Annotated in this window: 18 protein-coding genes; 6 read left to right on the top strand and 12 right to left on the bottom strand. The window is 47.1% G+C overall.

The annotated features are described in order from the left end of the window. Window positions 1–8: 8 nt before the first annotated feature. Window positions 9–653, bottom strand: coding sequence for a pyridoxamine 5'-phosphate oxidase family protein (locus tag GON22_RS08530; protein ID WP_160395693.1), 645 nt, complete (start codon window positions 651–653; stop codon window positions 9–11). A 446-nt stretch (window positions 654–1,099) separates the two neighbouring features. Further along, window positions 1,100–2,635: a MocR-like pyridoxine biosynthesis transcription factor PdxR gene (pdxR, locus tag GON22_RS08525; protein WP_160395692.1), complete on the bottom strand. Its 1,536-nt coding sequence runs from the start codon at window positions 2,633–2,635 to the stop codon at window positions 1,100–1,102. A gap of 149 nt (window positions 2,636–2,784) precedes the next feature. On the opposite strand from pdxR, the gene hisC reads away from it, so the two are divergent. From hisC to GON22_RS08510, 3 genes are all read left to right on the top strand, one after another. After that, the gene (hisC, locus tag GON22_RS08520; RefSeq protein WP_160395691.1) at window positions 2,785–3,861 is read left to right on the top strand and encodes a histidinol-phosphate transaminase; all 1,077 of its coding nucleotides are present in this window, start codon (window positions 2,785–2,787) and stop codon (window positions 3,859–3,861) included. Window positions 3,862–3,959: 98 nt separating this feature from the next. Beyond that, window positions 3,960–5,894: a glycosyl hydrolase family 18 protein gene (locus tag GON22_RS08515; protein WP_237179080.1), complete on the top strand. Its 1,935-nt coding sequence runs from the start codon at window positions 3,960–3,962 to the stop codon at window positions 5,892–5,894. Window positions 5,895–6,001: 107 nt separating this feature from the next. Continuing rightward, a complete protein-coding gene (locus GON22_RS08510) occupies window positions 6,002–6,154 on the top strand; it encodes a hypothetical protein (RefSeq protein ID WP_160395690.1) in 153 nt (50 codons plus the stop codon). A gap of 382 nt (window positions 6,155–6,536) precedes the next feature. On the opposite strand, the gene GON22_RS08505 is transcribed toward GON22_RS08510, so the two are convergent. The 4 genes from GON22_RS08505 to GON22_RS08490 all read right to left on the bottom strand — a co-directional run bounded on the left by GON22_RS08505 (window position 6,537) and on the right by GON22_RS08490 (window position 9,566). Beyond that, window positions 6,537–7,466 carry a DUF5677 domain-containing protein gene (locus tag GON22_RS08505; RefSeq protein ID WP_160395689.1) on the bottom strand — a complete coding sequence of 310 codons (930 nt, stop codon included), beginning with the start codon at window positions 7,464–7,466 and terminating at the stop codon, window positions 6,537–6,539. 81 nt (window positions 7,467–7,547) lie between these two features. Continuing rightward, the gene (locus GON22_RS08500; protein ID WP_160395688.1) at window positions 7,548–8,114 is read right to left on the bottom strand and encodes a hypothetical protein; all 567 of its coding nucleotides are present in this window, start codon (window positions 8,112–8,114) and stop codon (window positions 7,548–7,550) included. 99 nt (window positions 8,115–8,213) lie between these two features. After that, on the bottom strand, window positions 8,214–9,071 hold the full coding sequence (locus GON22_RS08495) for a hypothetical protein (RefSeq protein ID WP_160395687.1): 858 nt from the start codon (window positions 9,069–9,071) through the stop codon (window positions 8,214–8,216). A gap of 42 nt (window positions 9,072–9,113) precedes the next feature. Then, on the bottom strand, window positions 9,114–9,566 hold the full coding sequence (locus tag GON22_RS08490; protein ID WP_160395686.1) for an RNA helicase: 453 nt from the start codon (window positions 9,564–9,566) through the stop codon (window positions 9,114–9,116). 135 nt (window positions 9,567–9,701) lie between these two features. On the opposite strand from GON22_RS08490, the gene GON22_RS08485 reads away from it, so the two are divergent. Genes GON22_RS08485 through GON22_RS08475 form a run of 3 tightly spaced genes read left to right on the top strand, consistent with a single transcriptional unit; the run spans window position 9,702 to window position 11,749 of the window. Then, complete coding sequence (locus GON22_RS08485) at window positions 9,702–10,040, top strand: aminotransferase yhxA (protein WP_160395685.1); 339 nt, start codon at window positions 9,702–9,704, stop codon at window positions 10,038–10,040. A gap of 7 nt (window positions 10,041–10,047) precedes the next feature. Further along, on the top strand, window positions 10,048–11,298 hold the full coding sequence (locus GON22_RS08480) for a glutathionylspermidine synthase family protein (RefSeq protein WP_160395684.1): 1,251 nt from the start codon (window positions 10,048–10,050) through the stop codon (window positions 11,296–11,298). A gap of 19 nt (window positions 11,299–11,317) precedes the next feature. Continuing rightward, window positions 11,318–11,749, top strand: a complete 432-nt coding sequence (locus tag GON22_RS08475; RefSeq protein ID WP_160395683.1) for a DUF350 domain-containing protein — start codon at window positions 11,318–11,320, stop codon at window positions 11,747–11,749. A 96-nt stretch (window positions 11,750–11,845) separates the two neighbouring features. Here GON22_RS08475 and cntE read toward each other — a convergent pair whose 3' ends face one another. From cntE to cntA, 6 genes are read right to left on the bottom strand one after another with little or no spacing between them, the layout of a single operon-like run. Next, complete coding sequence (cntE, locus tag GON22_RS08470; protein WP_160395682.1) at window positions 11,846–13,036, bottom strand: staphylopine family metallophore export MFS transporter CntE; 1,191 nt, start codon at window positions 13,034–13,036, stop codon at window positions 11,846–11,848. A 50-nt stretch (window positions 13,037–13,086) separates the two neighbouring features. Beyond that, a complete protein-coding gene (locus tag GON22_RS08465) occupies window positions 13,087–13,830 on the bottom strand; it encodes an ABC transporter ATP-binding protein (RefSeq protein ID WP_160395795.1) in 744 nt (247 codons plus the stop codon). Continuing rightward, entirely contained in the window at window positions 13,817–14,638 is an 822-nt protein-coding gene (gene cntD / locus GON22_RS08460) for a staphylopine uptake ABC transporter ATP-binding protein CntD (protein WP_160395681.1), read from the bottom strand. Before cntD ends, GON22_RS08465 begins: the two co-directional genes overlap by 14 nt. Continuing rightward, the gene (cntC, locus tag GON22_RS08455; protein ID WP_160395680.1) at window positions 14,598–15,506 is read right to left on the bottom strand and encodes a staphylopine uptake ABC transporter permease subunit CntC; all 909 of its coding nucleotides are present in this window, start codon (window positions 15,504–15,506) and stop codon (window positions 14,598–14,600) included. The genes cntD and cntC overlap by 41 nt, the downstream gene beginning before the upstream one ends. Continuing rightward, the gene (gene opp1B, locus GON22_RS08450; protein WP_160395679.1) at window positions 15,507–16,439 is read right to left on the bottom strand and encodes a nickel/cobalt ABC transporter permease; all 933 of its coding nucleotides are present in this window, start codon (window positions 16,437–16,439) and stop codon (window positions 15,507–15,509) included. Window positions 16,440–16,450: 11 nt separating this feature from the next. Continuing rightward, entirely contained in the window at window positions 16,451–18,070 is a 1,620-nt protein-coding gene (gene cntA / locus GON22_RS08445; RefSeq protein WP_160395678.1) for a staphylopine-dependent metal ABC transporter substrate-binding lipoprotein, read from the bottom strand. Between the last annotated feature and the right edge of the window lie 10 nt (window positions 18,071–18,080).

Genomic DNA, 18,080 nt, shown 5'->3' with positions numbered 1-18,080 from the left:
ACCTGTAATCAATAAAGCCGTTGCTTATAGCCTTCATTCATGTCAATTGCCACTTCTTCTGCAGTCACATTCTGGAGCTTCGCATGGTCAATCAACATTTGCGAAGGTGAAGGAAGTTGATCTTTATGGAGCCATGAATCTGGAGACCATAGGCCCGATCGAATGAATGCTTTTGCACAATGGGAATAACATTCCTCTACCTCGACGCCAATGCCGAATACAGGAGCGCGGCCATTGACAACACATCTTTCGAGAAGCTCGAGATCGCGGCATATGAATGCTTTTCCATTCACCCGCAACGTTTCTCCTAACCCCGGAATATAAAATTGAAGGCCAATATGTGGGTTTGTCAAAATATTTTGAACCGAGTCCATCCTCCGATTGCCCGGACGTTCTGGAATAAATAAATGATGATCATCAAGAACAAGCACAAACCCAGGTTCATCCCCTCGAGGGGAAACATCACATCTGCCGCTCGCATTCGAGGTAGACATCGATAAAAAAGGGGACTTGGCGATAAATTCCCTGCAATGTGAATCTAGCGTCGTTATTACTTTGTCTGATGCTCTCTGGCTAGGATTGCCCCCACATAGAGCACGCAGCTCGTCAAATTGCTCCCCTGTAGCAATCACTTCGCGAAATCTATCACTCATGTATACACCTACTATCTTTGGGATATCTACCCATCATACTATAATGTGACGCGATATAGCCATGCCTTATTTGTGCGTCGAATTAAAGGTGGTATTGGTGCGTGCATCGGCAACCTCATTGCAGTTCATACAATGGAATCAACGTGAATGCGGAATCGTGGAGTCCTCATTGCACATTGTGCAACGGGAGAGGTGGCTTTCGATGTTTTGGGCACATCGTGGCTCTTCAAGACCGTATCTCATTGCATGAACTGCAATGGGAACATCCAGGGTAGGCCTATCATGCCTTTCGAATTGTACGAAATGCAATGGCAGCACAATAAAGTTCCTGTTCCCACCCAACCTTTTCTTGCGATGCCTTAACACATTTGAAATTAATGAAAAGCTGTCCAAAAAGGCCACTGGTACTGGTACTGGCAATGGCAATTGGACAGCTTTTACTTACACTAAATTGAGCATTCATCACGCTCACCCAATCCCCATGCTTTCGCCAGCCGTGCAAGGCCTACCCGTATGGCTTCCTCCGACAAACCGCCGAAGCCGATTAACACCGTAGATTCGTATTGATGAGCGTCGCTTGGTTGGAACCAATACCCGGATATCGGGTATACGCTTACGCCAACGGCCGATGCACGATCGATCATCTCTTGTTCAGTTAACCCATTATTCAGCCGTAACAGCATATGGAGACCGGAGTGTTCGCCGATAACAGTAACAGCAGGTTTTCGTTCCACTCCCGGTTCAATCTGAAAAACGCTTCGGATCGTATGGAGCGCCGTGTCCCGTTTACGCTGATACAACGCCCGCATCGTGCGCATATGGCGGCCGAATCCGCCTGATGACATGAATAATCGCATCGCATGCTGAAAAACGGGGGATGCGAACTGGTCGTAGCTGTGCCGCCGCTCCTGAAATCGAGTTAACAGTGCTGGCGGCAGCACCGCATAACTGAGCCTGAACGAAGGCGTGACCGCTTGCGAGAAGGTTCCGACGTATACGACAGAGCCCTGCTCGTCCAGCCCCTGAAGCGCGGGAATCGGGCGACCCGCATACCGAAACTCGCCATCATAATCGTTCTCAATAATATAGCCGCCTGTTTCCGCTGCCCATTGCAGCAGCTTCATTCGCTTGGCGACCGATAACGTCATGCCTAGCGGATATTGATGCGAAGGCGTGACATAGGCAGCCCGAACGGACCCTAAACGTAAATGATGCAATTCGTCTACCGCTATACCGTCCGCTTCGAGCATGATCGGCTGTACCTGCAACTGATGGCGCTTAAATAACCGTTGCACACCCTCATTCACTGCCGCTTCTGATGCAATATGCTTCTCCGAACCATCGCTATAGATGAGCATCAGCGCTAGATCTAATGAATGGTACGTGCCTGCTCCGATCACGATCGATTCCGGCGTACACCGTACGCCTCTCGTTCGATGCAAGTATGCAGCAATTTCTTCCCGCAGCTCCCGCTCCCCTTGTAGCTCGCTATGCTGATACAATCGGCCTTTGTCCGTTTGCAAACATTCATTCATCCATTTGCGCCATGCAGCAGCAGGGAATTTTGACCAATCAATCGCGCCAACGCCAAAGTCGATGGTGATAGCACGGCCGTTAGGCTCATGCGCTAGCGCAGTCGTTCCCGCAGAAATTGTACGTTCCTGCTCGTTATTCCTGCCTTCCCGCTTCACCTGATCCTGGCGACCCGTCCCTCCCATCGAATCAGCCACTTCCGGCAGCGCTTCTGCAAAAATCCCGCTCCTCGGCCGCGTCCTCACATACCCTTCCGCCTGCAGCTGATCGTAGGCGAGAGCAATTGGCGTTCGGCTAATGCTCAATCGTTGCGCCAGCTCCCGAACAGAGGGCAGCTTCGTCCCTGCCACAATCCGCCCTTCCACCATCTCTTTGCGAATATAGCGGTACAGTTGGATATAGATCGGCTCTGCCGATTTCTCGTCGATGAACGGTGTCAACTCAGCCATAGCTATTCCCCTCCTCAGCTCAATCTGTCACTTTCAATTATATAAATCTGTACATTTATCAAATGACAGATACATCGTAAGATCATCCTATCACCGAGACGGCCAAAAGAAAAGCAACAGCACCACCCCATTCACAAGGAGGAAATACGATGACTTACGCACTCCCCCATGTTAGCCAGCTTAAGCCTTACAGCAGCGTGGCTTCGGTACAGGCAATGCCGGATTCCAATACGACAATTAAACTGGATCAAAATGAAAGCCCCTATCCACCGTCACCGCTCGTTCGCGAGCAGATGAACAAGCTGCTAGAGCAAACAGTCAGCCGCTATCCGGCCGCCGACTACGGAACACTCAAATCTGCAATTGCGAAGCACCATGCCGTTTCCCCTTCCCAGATCGTATGCGGCAACGGTTCAAGCGAGCTGATTACGATGATTTTCCACACCTTCGTCGGGCCAGGCGGCACAATTGCGATGCCTTATCCTTCATTTAATTTCTATGAAACGGCCGCAGCAGCGGCGCAAGCCAAGCTCATGCGCATGGAAACACGCACCGACTTCTCGATTGATGTCGATGCGCTCCTTGCTGCACAGGCATCCGTGATCGCGCTTATCAATCCGAATGCGCCGACAGGCAGGCTGCTGGCACTCGATGAAATTGAACGGTTGACCAGCAGAGCAGCGGGCTTAGTCGTCATCGACGAAGCGTATATCGATTTTGCCGGGCTTGCCCATTCGGCTATTCCGCTGGTCGAGCGATACTCAAACCTGCTGGTACTGCGCACCTTTTCCAAAGCGTATGGGCTCGCTGGCACGCGTGTCGGATACGGCATCGGAGATCCGTCCATCGTCGCCGCGCTCCATTTGACCAAAACCATCTACAATATTAGCGCCGTCAGTGAATCGCTTGCGGTTGCCGCGCTTGCCGATCAAGCTTATACGCAGCAAATTGCTGAGACGATTCGCCGCACCCGCATGCAAACCGAAACCGCGCTTCGCGAGCTTCGGTTCGACGTTGTCCCGTCCGATACGAACTTCATCCTATGCGCCCCGCCAACTGGTGATCGCTTTCCCGATGCGCTTGCGCTGAAAAATAAGCTAGCTGAGCATGGCGTGGCTGTCCGGTATTTTGACGCACCCCGTTTACAAGACAAGATTCGCATCTCGATTGGGACCGATGAGGAAATGAAAACCGTTATGGCACTCATCCGGCAATGGTACCAGTGAAAACGCTCTATTAATTAATGATAGTAATTACCAAGAAACCTCTCTCTGAAACTTGCGTCTAATAGAGTAGACCAATCAGAGGGAGCGTGAACAGCAGCTTGCAACTTAAACATTGGATTGCGGCGGGAGCGGTAGTAATAGCCCTTCAAGCTGGGTCAACGGCCTGGGCATCCGCCGCAGCATCCACCAAAATGACGCAGTACCGAGTTTATCAGAACGACAGCGCGTTAAAAGAATTTGCTGATTACAACCAGGCAATCGCGTATGCCAAATCTTTTGCCTACAGCCATGTTGAAAAAATATCAGGGCGCTACTGGAAATGGGACAACATTCCCCGCTTTGCGGTTTACCAGAACGGCGTGACCAAATCAAGCTGGCAGTTCAAAACGTACAACGATGCTCTAAAGCTCGCCAAGACGATGCGCAACGTCTACATACGGGATTTGCAGCAGCCGGGCTGGGCTTATAGCCAAATTGCCTTATTCCAGCTTTATCAGGGCGACGTTACGAAGCCGAATTGGTCGTTCCCTACGCTCGCAGCAGCTAAGAAGGAAGCGGCCAAATGGTCCAACGCCCATGTGATCGATTTGACGACCAAGCAATGGGTGTGGAGCAACTTAACCGCCGCCCAGAAGCAGAAGCAACAGGCTGGGCCAACCATTTATACCGTAACATCGGAAGCTGGCTCGGAGGATGGCGCTGCGTACGCGTTCCTCTATGATGCGATTCAAGCAGCAGCCAAAATTCCGAACAGCCAAGTCATTAACTCGATGACGAACACCATTGTTCATTCCAATGCTCCCGCATTTGAGGTTCATCAGAATGGCCGCATGATTGGGGCGTACACGGGATTATTAGCAGCCGTTAACGCAGCGAAGCCCTACTCGAATGCACAGGTCATGCAAGGTGACAAGGAAATGTGGACGAACATCCCTTACCTCGGCGTCTACCAAGGCGATGCCAAAATCGGCGCCTTCCATACGATCGGTGGTGCTGTGGCCTATGCGTCCAAATTCGCCCATACTACGGTAACGACAACCGACGGCCACTCCATTTGGTCCAATGTGCAGTCGTTAGCTTACTTGGGCTGGAACGGAACGGCTGCCGTCGGCACGATCCAGAGCCAGCTAGCGAATACGCAAGGGCTCGATATTACGTCACCGACTTGGTTCTCGCTTAAGGACGGCGCAGGCACATTAACGGACTTGTCCAACAACGAATTAGCAGCTTCGCTCCATTCACGCGGATTGCGGATATGGCCGCTGGTCCATAATGATTTTGATGCGAAACGAACGAACCAATTCCTTTCGAATCCGCAGGCTAGACAGCAGTTTGTCCAAAAGCTGGTCAGCCGGCTGAAGGCGCTTGGCGCCGAGGGTGTTAATCTAGATTTTGAAGGCGTTGCCGCTTCTAATCGGGCTTCGCTAACTTCGTTTGTCTCGCAGCTAACGTCCGCCGCGCATGCGCAAGGGCTGAAAGTATCCATCGACCTGCTCCGCGGCGACATCGCATGGAACAACAAAACCGCTTATGACATCGAAGCCATCGGCAAAATCGTCGATACCGTCATCATTATGGCTTATGACCAATACTGGCAAGGCAGCGATACCCCAGGCTCCGTCGCAGGACTCGACTGGGTCAAGGAAGGTGTGCAGCAGTACCTCAACTACGGCATCCCGCGTTCGAAGCTCATGCTCGGCGTTCCTTTCTATGTACGGGAATGGAAGCTCGATGCGAATGGGCAGATTGTGAAGGATAGTAACGGCGAGTATGTTTCCCGCGCTGTCATTATGAGCCAAGTGCCTAAATTGATTGCGGACAAAGGAGCTGTCGGCACTTACGATCCTGAATTTGGGCAAACCAAATACAAATATTACGAGAACGGCTACACCTACGTGTTCTGGTCCGAGACCGCGAATACGATTTTGGAGCGGATTTCGATTGCGCAGCAATATGATTTGGCCGGCGTTGCGTTCTGGCGGTTAGGGTATGAGATTACGGATTTGTGGACTTCGATGTTACGGAAGAAATGATGAAGTGATTCACACTCGTGAGTAGAGCTTCGTGCTGCCGTATATTTCCTCGCTTTGCAGACAGAATAGGTATGATGCTTTTATCTGTTTCTGGAGGAGGATTTTCGATGGATCAAGAGGTACAAGATCAATCGGGGCAGCACGACGTGTACGAGAATTTTCCTGTTGCTGAGATTAGCAGTGAGGATGTGCAGCGGATCCAGCAGTTGGAGCAGGATTTAGGGGTTGTGTTGGTGGCTTATGAGGGTGGTGTGGTTTAGAATAGTTTAGTCCTAATTAAGCAAATTAGATAAGGGCTTTCCGAAAAACTCCTCTCTATTGGAGAAAACTGCGGAAAGCCTTTTATCACTCATTCAATATCCGTGCGATACATTAATAAAATAGAGCACAACTGTTTTAAGATTGATTTTTCCATTTCAAACAACTTGAAAAAAATTATTTTTATTTATCTATATTTCTGAAAACTACTGATAGCTCATCAGTTATTGAGTCCTTATTATATTCAATTTTATTAACAAATTCAGTACTTTGGTTAACTCGTATATTTGTCGATTTCTAGTTGCCTTAATTTGTTGGTGATGTCCATAATTTCATTACTATATCTTCCAGTTTTATCTATCTTTTTATCTGTCATTTGAACATTTATTCTTTAGTTGGAATAACAAATTTATGACGTTCTAATTCATCAAGAATAAATTGAAGCTCAATATTATTAATATGCGCAAACATATATGAGAAAATAAGTAGATAATTCGTAACCAATCCAGTTGCATTACTAACATTCGAGTCGTTCGCGCCGATTAATATAGCTCCCTTGTTCCCTTCTATTTGGAAAAGCGTTTGTAATGAACCGCTTTCTCCGTGTGCATATTCACTAGTGTGCTTGTATATGGTAACGTATTCTGCTTCAAATGAGAAATCTTGAAATCCTATAATACCCTTATTCGGAAATCCGTTTTGTATTTTTTTTGTATCATCCAATTTTCGCGCACGCTTAATCAATGAGTTTATTTTATTCCATTCACGATTTCGAAATTCTTTGGTATACGGATAATCTGATTCATAATTCTTAAAATCCTTTTTTAATTTTTCGACTGTCTTTTCTTCAAAAATTTCATCCACATGCTTTCCTATTGCTAGTTGCCTTTTCTTATAAGCTTCCCAATGAGTATATACATTATATCGAGACACTTTATAGTAAGCAGCCCACGCGTTTCTTTCAATGTCGTTACCATCATTAATTTCTTTGCAGAGCCACAAGTATGCCATGTCGACTAGTGATTCATATATAGATCGACACAATATCAAAGCAGGACTTCCGAAACCTGTTTTTGTGAGTTGGTATGAACCTACGCCTAATTGAAATACATGCGCCATAAGGAATCGACTAATACCTTGAAGTTGATTATATTTCTTAGCCTGTTTAGAACTTATTTCTGACATTACAATTTCACACGTTTGTAATATTAAAATCAGATTGTGATACTCTGCTGATTTTGCAAATAGTAAAGATTTTGATATTTCAAGTTCTTTCCCCCACCGTTCATAAATTTCATCTTTTATTAATGGCATAGTAATTTCACACCCCCTTAGAATATACGAATGAGTTCAATAAATATACAACACTGACAATACAGCATCCAACTAAAAAATTCACATTTTACCATTATCAAAGCCCCTTAAATCGCTCAACATCTCATCTGTAAAGTTACTAAAACTCGTTAGCAATGAATTGATTTTTTTATTTTTAACATTAAGTTGATTATACCAATCCCCTTGTAAGAAATGATCCCCTTTTGTCAATCGCTCATTAAATATCTCAAAATAATTTTTATCGCATTCAATCGAATACTTAAGAAGTAATTCTAATTCAATAACAGATAGTACTTGTGGTCTTAATTCAAATAATTCATTTAATTCGTTTTCTTTAGTTTTAATATGAGGTGCAATATTATTCTCAAAATACCACTTTGAATTCGATAGATATATTTGTTTGTAGGTAATTACTGATGAAATAATTTTCTTATTTTGACAATCTCCTATTAATTGATTAAATACTCCTTTTCTTATCAAACTAGCAGTAGAACATAGTTGATCAAGTCCTGTACTTATTTTCCTAGAGGAATTGTCTGATTTCATAGAATTTTTTGTAGCAATATGAGCACTATATTCAACACCTTTGCATTCAACCAGAAAAATAAAATCAGCAAAAACTAGCATTATATCACATATTTTCTGATCCGTGAGTTGCCTTAATTGATGTTCTACGAAGACATTTTCGCGGTTAACAAATTCTCTGATTATATTGATTACATATTGTTAGAAATTATTTCCAAATTCATTTCCAAAATCACTGGGTATCCCTTTCTTGCAAAGAGTAAATAAACCTTCTTGTACTCTACTCATAAACAGTTCTTTGTGAATAATTAAATAATCAGTTTCACCTATTCTTAGCATAGGTTTATCTACAAATACCCCTTGAAGATAAGTATCATAGAACAAAGCGAACGTCGATCCAATTTTACTCTCAATCTGCATATTAAATTCTTTAATATCTTCAGGGGAAACCGAGTTTTCCTGAAAAAATGAATTTATAGCCTGATCTGTTGCAATTTTCTTGTGAGAGTTTATAAATTGTACGAGCGAAATAACCATAGGCTTTCTTGTTTCAATAAAAGCAGATATAGCAAAGCCGATTTTAAACCAATCTTTAAATGAAATGTTATAATTATCATGAATATACTTTTCACTTTTCGGGTATGTCTTTTCGATAAAAAGTTTTATTGATCTCCCCATTGAATTCGCGTCATGGCCCCACTGTAAAGATAGTTGCTGTCTTGATAAATTAACAAAATATGGTTCAACCCCATTTTCCTGAGTAAGAAAATATTCAGCAACCGGATCAAAATATTTTCTATAGTGATTAAGTATATGCTGGAGTTTTTTTTCAGTAAGTATATCGTTTCGATTAGGGTTATAAAAGCTACAATTTGCCTGAATCGAATGAATTAAAAAATGAAGTGGGTATCTCCCCATATGTTTTCTATCAATAAATACGTCATTGATAATATTCGAAACTATCGGAGCATAGTGCCAAGGAGGAAATCTTTTAAGTCGAGACTCAAGTTGATCACGAAATGATGCTGCTTTGCTTTTCATATCTACACTAATATCCAATTTCGATCACCTCTTTACTTGTATTTACAACTGTAACACTGATCAACTACAGTCCCCCAACCCCCTCACATAAACCACATAACATCCACGATCCTCATCCACTTCCGTCGACGTCGTACACATCTGCCCAAACCCTGGCACGTCCACAACATCCTTCAACAAATACCTCATCACCGAGTAATGGTCCGGACAATGCTTCTCCGCCAGCCTTCTCCCACCCTCACTTGGCCTTCTGAATTCAACAAATATGCCTTGGCCGCGATAGTTCACTTCGTCCATATACCTTTCATTTGGACCGAGTTCTTTTACAATTAGCGCTTCTTCGTCATATTGCATTTCGTTCGATAGCAGCTCGTACTGCCTTCCGTTGGCGACGAGGTAGGTGCAAAGCTGGCGGGCATACATTTCATCGACGCCTACATTGCCTGAATAATAGGACATAAACGGCTGATATTCGTCGTATCCTGTTTTGATATAATAAGTAAGTTTGTTCATGGTTTATCACTCCAAGTTCCATTTTTTATGATGATACCATTTTTTTGAGAAATATTTCGTTTTTTGCTCTATTCTTTTTTAATGTGTTTTATAATGAAAGACGATTTGAATTTTTAATTGGAGGGTCTTTTGTTCATGAAGAGCAGTTTAACCAAAAAAGTAATGCTGGGCATCTCATCAGTTGCGGTAGCATCGGCGATGTCGGGATGCGGCCAGACGACGTATCCGGAGCCATCTCCGCCAAGACCGCCGAACGATAGCAGTTGCAACGACTGGGAATGGAACAGCAATCAAGGCGTTTATGAGTGTGACGATTCAAGCTCCTCCCATTATCGCTCTTACTATCATAACAACCGCTATTATTCATCCAGCTCCTCCTTGCATAAAGATAGCTCCTACAAATCGTACAAGTCGACGTTAACGCCGAAGAAGAGCTCCGGATTTGGCAAAGGCAGCTTCAGCAGCGGAGGCTAGATTGCCAATGGATACCGAACGAGCCGAACGGCGCAACCAATTTTACGATGCCATCCCCGATTATTGGGCTGATCTATACGGACAGGAATACTCGTTATTCGATGTCCACGAGGTGTCCAAGGAAGATGTATTACAGATGCGGGAAGCGACACAGCGTATCGGGCATATTTTTTTCAAAACAGCCCAATTGCTTCGATCCGTCGACGATGAGACGTTGCTCGACCTCGGCTTTCCGCCAGCGACGCTTCCTTACCTAAGGCTCAGCCATCTGTCTGTTGAGAGCGTGATTGCAAGGCTGGATCTCGTTCAGCATAACGGTTCGTTCAAATGTCTGGAAATCAACGCCGACACGCCTACCTTTATTAAGGAACTGCATCATATTAACGGGCTTGTTTGCGAAGCATTTAACATGTACGACCCGAATACAGGCTATGAACGCCAGCTGGCATTAGCGGTAGAACGAGCGATTGTAGAAAGCCTCGACCGGCTATCATTCGACTCGAGCCTATCGATTCCGAATGTCGTATTTACTGCGCATGAGGACAATATGGAGGACCTCCATACGGCCAATTACTTAATGGGCTTGTCGAATTTCCCGGCTCGATTCGTGCCGCTGGATCAACTTCAGATCGTGCATAATGACGGCCTCTATGATGACAACGGCGACCGGATCGATGTGTTATATCGGCAGACGTTTCCCATCGAGAATCTGATCGATGATCACGATGAGGAGGGCAACCCGATTGGCCAATGGCTGCTGGAGCTGATTGCCCAAGACAAGGTTGCGGCCGTGAATCCGCCCTCCGCCTTCCTATTGCAGTCCAAGGCGGTGCAAGCCGTCATCTGGGGATTGTATGAGGAGCGCAGCCCGTTTTTCGACGAGATCGAGCATGCGTGGATCGAATCCTATTTTCTGCCAACGTACTTAGAGCCCGACCCTTTCTTGAGCAGCGGTACGCCATACGTCAGGAAGCCTTCCTTCGGACGAGAAGGCGATACGGTTACGATTTTCAACGGGAATGGCGAGATGGAGTTGCAGGACGCGCACGAATCGTATACCCACTTTCTGCCCGTTTACCAGAAGTACATTGACATGCCGATGACATCCTTCCATTCGGAAACCGGCATCAAGCATGGCTCCGTCATGTTCGGCAGCTTCTTAATCGGCGGCCAAGCAGGAGCGATTGGCATTCGCGTCGGCAATCGCATTACGGACAATTTATCTTATTTTTTGCCAATTGGCATTACCAAACCATAAACAAAGGGAGTTATAGGCAATGAACGAAAATTTGTATGTTGATTTTATTTCCTATGCATTAGTAGGGTTCGCGATTCTGATCGTGGGGCTTTTCCTATTCGAAATTACGACGAAAAATAAAGAGTTTGCGCAAATCTTCCAAGGGAACGTATCGGCGGCACTATCATTAGGCGGAAGGCTCATCGGCCTTGCCATCGTTGTACGCGCTGCGGCGGAAAACTCGGTTTCCTTGACGGATATGCTGCTCTGGGGATTAATCGGAATCGTGGCGCTAATCATCCTCTTCTATATTACGGAGGGCATTTCGATTCTTGTTGGCAAAATGGCTAATGTCAAAGTGACCATCGTGTCTGCTGTTGATAACAACAATATCGCGGTTGGCCTGCTGATCCTCGTGATCTCGGTCGCGGTAGGCATGGTTATTGCGGGCTGCCTGTCGTATGAGGGTTAGTAACTTGATTGTGATTGCCTAGCATCGGATAAAAAAGTACCCATTTCCCCCACTTATCTACAACGTGTAAGGGAAATGGGTACTTTTCTTTGTCCATTAGGACGAGCCAACCTGCTTGCGCCGTTCATAAGCAACCGCGATCATCGATGCCCCTAAGCCCGCACAAATCATGTACATGAAGGCATAAGAAAACACGTCTGCAATTGGGCCCATTAAGAAACCGCCTAATGAAACGCCCAAATCAGCCATAGCAATGAATAATCCAATCAACACATTACGATTGATCGGCGGCAGCACGAAGGTCAAATACGTCGTTAATGCCGGATAAATTAAAGCCTGAGCGAGCCCCATTAATGCCGCGCCAGCATATAGAAACGAAGCACCGCCTGTTGCGGAATAGCTTACGCTTAGAGCAGCCACTGCTACTTGAAGCATTAATGCCATTACGAAAGCAGAATGCCATCTGCCATCGGAAGGAATTCTTTTCCTTAATGCAAATCGTGCGATCACGACCGTTCCCGCCTGTAGCATGAGATACAAAGCCGCATTGCCGCCTGCGATTTGCGAAGCATACAGCGGCATAAAGGTTGTAACCGCTCCGAATACAACGGAAGCAACAAGCATGAGGACGCTGCATTTGAGCAATTGCCGGTTTCGATAGAGCTGGCCGAAGGACTGCAGCATCGTTGCCCCCTGATCTCGCGCTGATCGCCCCGATTCTTGCTCCGCTGCGTTCGGCTTCACTCTGGCGCTATAGCCCACCACGCCTGTAAGGATTGCAATCGCGATCATCGCGGAAGGGAACACCGCCTTATCTCCCGCCTCCCACATGCCTATCGCCAACAGAGGGCCAATCATTCCCGGCAGCGTCGCACATAAGGAATACAGAGATATGCCTTGTGACCGCTCTTTGTCCGGCAGCGCGTCAATGATGCCCAGTTGCAACGCCATTGAGAAGAACGCTGTGCATACGCCTTGCAACATGCGAGCTGCTAGGTATCCTTCCAAGCCAGTCAACGTATACAGGACGAGCGCAGCGCCGTTAACAACTAGTATGATGCGCAACACGCGAATAGGCCCATGCTTTCGTATCCAATTGCCTGCCCAAGGCCGGAATATCATCGTTGTAAACAGATACGCGCCCATAATGAGCCCAATCATCGAATTGGAGGCGCCCAGTGACTCACCCTTCAGCGGAATGATGACATTTAAGATGGCATTCGCACTAAAATATAATAAGGTTAATATATATAGCCGCATAAACGGCCATGACAGTGCACCACCCAATAGATAAACTCCTTCCTCGATGCTCCTGCAATTGCTCATGCGCCCATCTGCTAGCGCAGAGCCATCCTTAACAATTGCTTGGCATAATCGGATTGCACATCCTTTAATTGCGAGACTAATGCGATTTCCTCAACCCTGCCATTACGGAGGATAAGGACCCGATCGGAAATATAAGCAGCAGCTTGGATGTCATGGGTAATAAAGATTAGTCCAGTTCCGTAAATTTTACGAATAGACTTCAGCAATTCAAGCACCTGCCGCTGTACGATGCCATCCAACGCACCAGTCGCCTCATCGAGAACGATCCAGTCGGGTTCCGTAGCGACAGCCCTTGCGATGCAAACCCTTTGGGCTTCCCCGCCGGATAGCTCATGCGGGTATTTGGCCCGATAAGAAACATGTAGCCCAACCTGCTCCAACAACAAATCAAGTTTGTCCTGCGCGTCCTGCCGTGAGACGTTGAGCAGCTTCATTGGTTCCAGCAGCGCCTGTTCAACGGTATAAAAGGGATGAATAGACGATGTATAATCTTGAAAAACAGCGCTGACTGCTCCTAGCCTCGCAGTTCGATTCTCCACTCGCTTGCCTCGAATAAGGACCGTTCCGCGATCTGGCTTCTCCATTCCGAGAATCAATCGCCCTAATGTCGATTTGCCGCTGCCGCTCTCCCCAATAACGGCCAAGCATTCTCCCTGCCCGCATTCGAAGCTGATGCTATTCAACACCATTCGCCGCTCTGTCGAGAACATCCCGCCTGTTTTATACGATTTGTCAACTTGATCAACGCACAGCAGGGCTACCGCCTCCCATTATTCGTTCAAAATGTTCCGTAAGCGCCTGCTTGGCTGCCGCCAAATCACGGGTATAGGGATGAACAGCATGGGTGAAAATCCCTTGCGGCGTCCCACGATCCACAAGCTCCCCTTCCTTCATGACCAGCACCTCATCCGCTATTTGGTGAACAACCGATAGATCATGGGAAATCCAGATCATAGCGCAGCCGATGCTGTCCCGCAATTGGATAAGCTGCTCGACCACCTCGAATTGCGAGATCATATCGAGCGCAGTCGTCGGTTCATCCGCGATGACGACTTCAGGTTCTAGCACGAGGGCTAACGCAATCATGGCCCGCTGCAGCATGCCGCCCGACAGCTGATGGGGATATTGATTCATCATGCCGATAGGGTTTTTAAGCATAACGCGTTCCATAGCCCGCACCATCTTCTCCTCAATGACTGAACGGCTCCAGCCATAATGCAAGGCAAGCGTTTCCTGTATCGGAACGCCAACTACGCATGAGGGATCGAAGGCATGCATGCCATTTTGCATAATGAGGTTGAGGTTTCTTCCTCTTCTCTTCCGCATCTCATGCTCTGCAAGCTCGGATAAGTTTTCCCCACCCAGCAAAATATCCCCGGATTGCCGGATGCCCTTCGGCATTAGCCGCATAATGGCCCTGCTTGTGAGCGACTTCCCGCTTCCGCTCTCGCCCACGATGGCTAGGCATTTTCCCTGTTGGACATGAAAGGAGCTATTCGGAATGAGGACTCTGCCGGTGACGCTATCCCAAACCTTTAAGCTTCTCACTTCTAATCGATTCATGGACGAATGGTATCCCTCCTTTCACTAACGCATTAGGCTTGGAAGCCATAAGCTTGGGGTCCAACATCATTTGAAGCGAATCTGATACATAATGAATGGCTGAAACGACAGCGATAATCGCCAATCCGGGCGCTGCCATTAACTGTGGCCGTGTGAACATCACTTTCCTCGCCTCGTTCAACATCATCCCCCATTCTGCATTCGGAGCTTGAATGCCTAAACCGAGAAACGAAAAGCCGGATAATTGCAAAATCATTGATCCGAACGAGCTGCTCGCGATGACCGCAATGCCCGGAAGCGTGACAGGCAAAATATGCTTGGCCATAATCGTAACGCTGCTGGCCCCGATCACTTGGGCGAACTTCACATAGCCAGATTTCGCAGCATCCATGACTGACGTTCGGATGATGCGGGCGAACCACGCCCATTTCATCAGGACGAATGCAAGCAGGATGTTCGTAAGTCCTGCCCCGAGAATGCCGATTACAGCTAACGTCATGACATAGGAGGGAAAGGAAAGCATCACATCGCAACAACGCATGATGATCGCATCCGTTTTCCCTCTAAAGTAGCCCGCAATAAAGCCGAGTATTGCCCCGATCGCGACCGAGAGAAACAGCGCCACAAGCACCGATAGCACGCTAGGGCGTATGCCATACAATAATCGGGACAGGATGCATCTTCCCAAATCATCATTGCCTAATAGATACGCCCATGACGGCGCAGCGAATCGAAGCTCCATGTGCACGTCATTAGGCGGATGTGGTGCAAGAATAGGAGCAAACACGCCGACAGCAACCGTGGAGCCGATAATAAATAACGCAATAGCGGCTAGCTTATCTTGCCATACAAGCCTGAAAAGCTTCAATTAACGATCCTCCCTTAGCTTGGGATTCAGCAGCGCGTTGATCATGTCAGAAACAGCATTAAACAACACAAACCCTACGGCCAGTACAAGAATGTACGCTTGAATCATTGGAAAATCCCTGCTAAGAATAGCGTTCACACTAAGCGTGCCTAAACCCGGCCAGGCGAATAGATTTTCCACAACGACCGTGCTTCCTACGATTACGGGGATCGCCATGCCGAACACGGAAACAGCCGATTGTAATGAGTTTCTTAAAATATGCAGCGTAATTCGCCTCTCGGTCAAGCCGGATGCCCTGCCATATAGCACATAGCCTTCATTTAAATTGGCAAGCATTGCGCTCCTAACCACTCGAAAATAAATGCCCGCATAGCTGATCGTGATGACCGTCACCGGCAAAACATAGCTTCTAAACGATCCCATGCCACTGGTGGGGAGCAGGTCCAAATGAACAGAAAAATACCAAATGAGCAGCGCTGAAATCCAGTAAGGCGGCATCGATGTTAGCATAAAAAAGACGCCTCGCACTGATTTATCCATCATTCTACCTTCCCGCATCGCACAGATGACCCCCAACGCGATTGACAATGCGACAATTGCGATGACGGAAATCCCTGTTAGCTTCACCGTATGCAGGAGAGCAGGGCCAAGCAAAGGCCCGATCGGTTTGCCCGTCACGTAAGAGTTGCCAAAATCAAGCTGCAATATAGCTGCCAGCCAATCCAAATAACGAATCATAAATGGCCGGTCCAGCCCTAATGCGGATTTGGTTTCCAGCCTTAATTCATCCGTTATCGCCGGAACGCCTTGTGCATGCAACACAGCTTCGACAGGATCTGTTGGCGTTAGCTGGATAAATACGAATGTGAGAAACGATATAATTAACAACAATGGAATCGATAATAATGCCCGTTGAATGATATGCCTCCCCATCGTAATCTCGCTTAATAATCGTTCTGCTGAAAGTGCATCCGCTCAAACGGCAGCTCGTATTGCGTTTGCTCGAAAGAAATGCCCTGCAGGCTGCTAGGGGCGATGATCGAAACGCTGCCATTCGTAATCGGAATAAAGACGGCTTCCTCATGTACGATGTCCAATATATCCGCGTACAGTGACTTTCGCGCCTTCTCGTCCTCGGACACTATCACTTCATCGATTTTGTTATACAACTCATCAGCCCGGGCGATGCCGCTGGTCGTATGATAATAAGCAGCCTCGGACGCAAAGGAAGCAACTGTGCTTTGCGGATCGTACGCGAGGCCCCATGTTTGGTTGAATAGCAGCTCATAGTCGCCTGTTGCCCTTCTCGTTGCGAGGGAGGACGATTGCTCGCCGATTAGCGCTAATTGGATGCCGATCTTTTCGGCCGTATTTTGAATGAATTCCGCCTCTGTTTTCTGCGTGGACGAATTGGCATCATAGTAGAGCTTCATCGCGAGTTTGCTGCCGGCTTTCATTCTGGCTTCGCTGTTGCTTGCTTGCACCCAGCCCGCTTGTTCCAACAACGACTTCGCCTTTTCCAAGTCGTACCCCCTAACCTTCAACTGGACATTCGCATAGTTGACGTTAGCAGAGAACAAGGTATTGGCTGCCGCTTCTGTCCCATGGAAAATCGCCTTGCTAATCGTTTCCCGGTCAATCGCATGCCAGAGCGCTTGGCGGACCGCTGTTTCATGAACCGGGCTATCCGATTTGCTGCTATTAGCCACGATTATTTTCGTGTTCACCGCTTTGCTTCGCACGAGCTGATAATCTCCCGTATCCGCCAATTGGTTCATCGCTTCCACATCAATACTGTCAACGCCCCGATCATCCGTGAAAATAAAGTTAACTTCTCCCTTCTGCAGCGCTAAATAAGTTGTCTCTCCCGCGGGCAGCACTTTCGCCGTTATTTTCTTGATGCTAGGAGCCCCGCCCCAATACTTCCCATTGGCTGTAAACGTGGCATATTGATCCGTTTTATGCTCAGAGAGCTGATAAGGGCCTGTGCCGTGAAAGCCGCTTACGCCGTCCTTCGTCCCCCCGTTCTGAAAATCGTTAGGCGAGATAAAAACATAAGGCCTTGTCATCGACAATTCAAGCAATGTTGGGTAATACGGCTCGGATAATACCAGCTCAACCGTATACGCATCGCGTACGTTGCAGCTCACAATTTTGGAAGACAGCTTGATCCAAGCATGCCTGCTGGCGTTATCCTGCACCGCATCAATGTTCTTCTTCACTGCTTCTGCGTTGAATGGCGCTCCGTCATGGAAGCTGACATCCTTTCTCAGATCAAAGGTGTACACCTTCCCATCCTTGGATACGTCCCATGATTCAGCCAGCAGCGGCTTGATGCCATCTTCTGTGTTCTCCACTAATGATTCATAGACCATTCCTTGCGCTGGCAATGAGCCTAGATACAAGTGGGGATTCATATCGTTTATATCTTCGGCTGTCGCATAGGCCAGCTCTTGCTCTTGTTTCGTTCCCCCTGCCGTTGCAGCCTTGCCGTCACTGCAGCTCGTTAGCAAAAGCATAGAAACAATAGATAGACATAGGAAGCAAGCCATTGATCTTGTCATAAAATATCCT

This window comes from Paenibacillus sp. MMS18-CY102, assembly GCF_009789195.1.
Classification (GTDB): domain Bacteria; phylum Bacillota; class Bacilli; order Paenibacillales; family Paenibacillaceae; genus Paenibacillus_T.
This window is presented reverse-complemented; position numbering and strand designations above follow the sequence as displayed.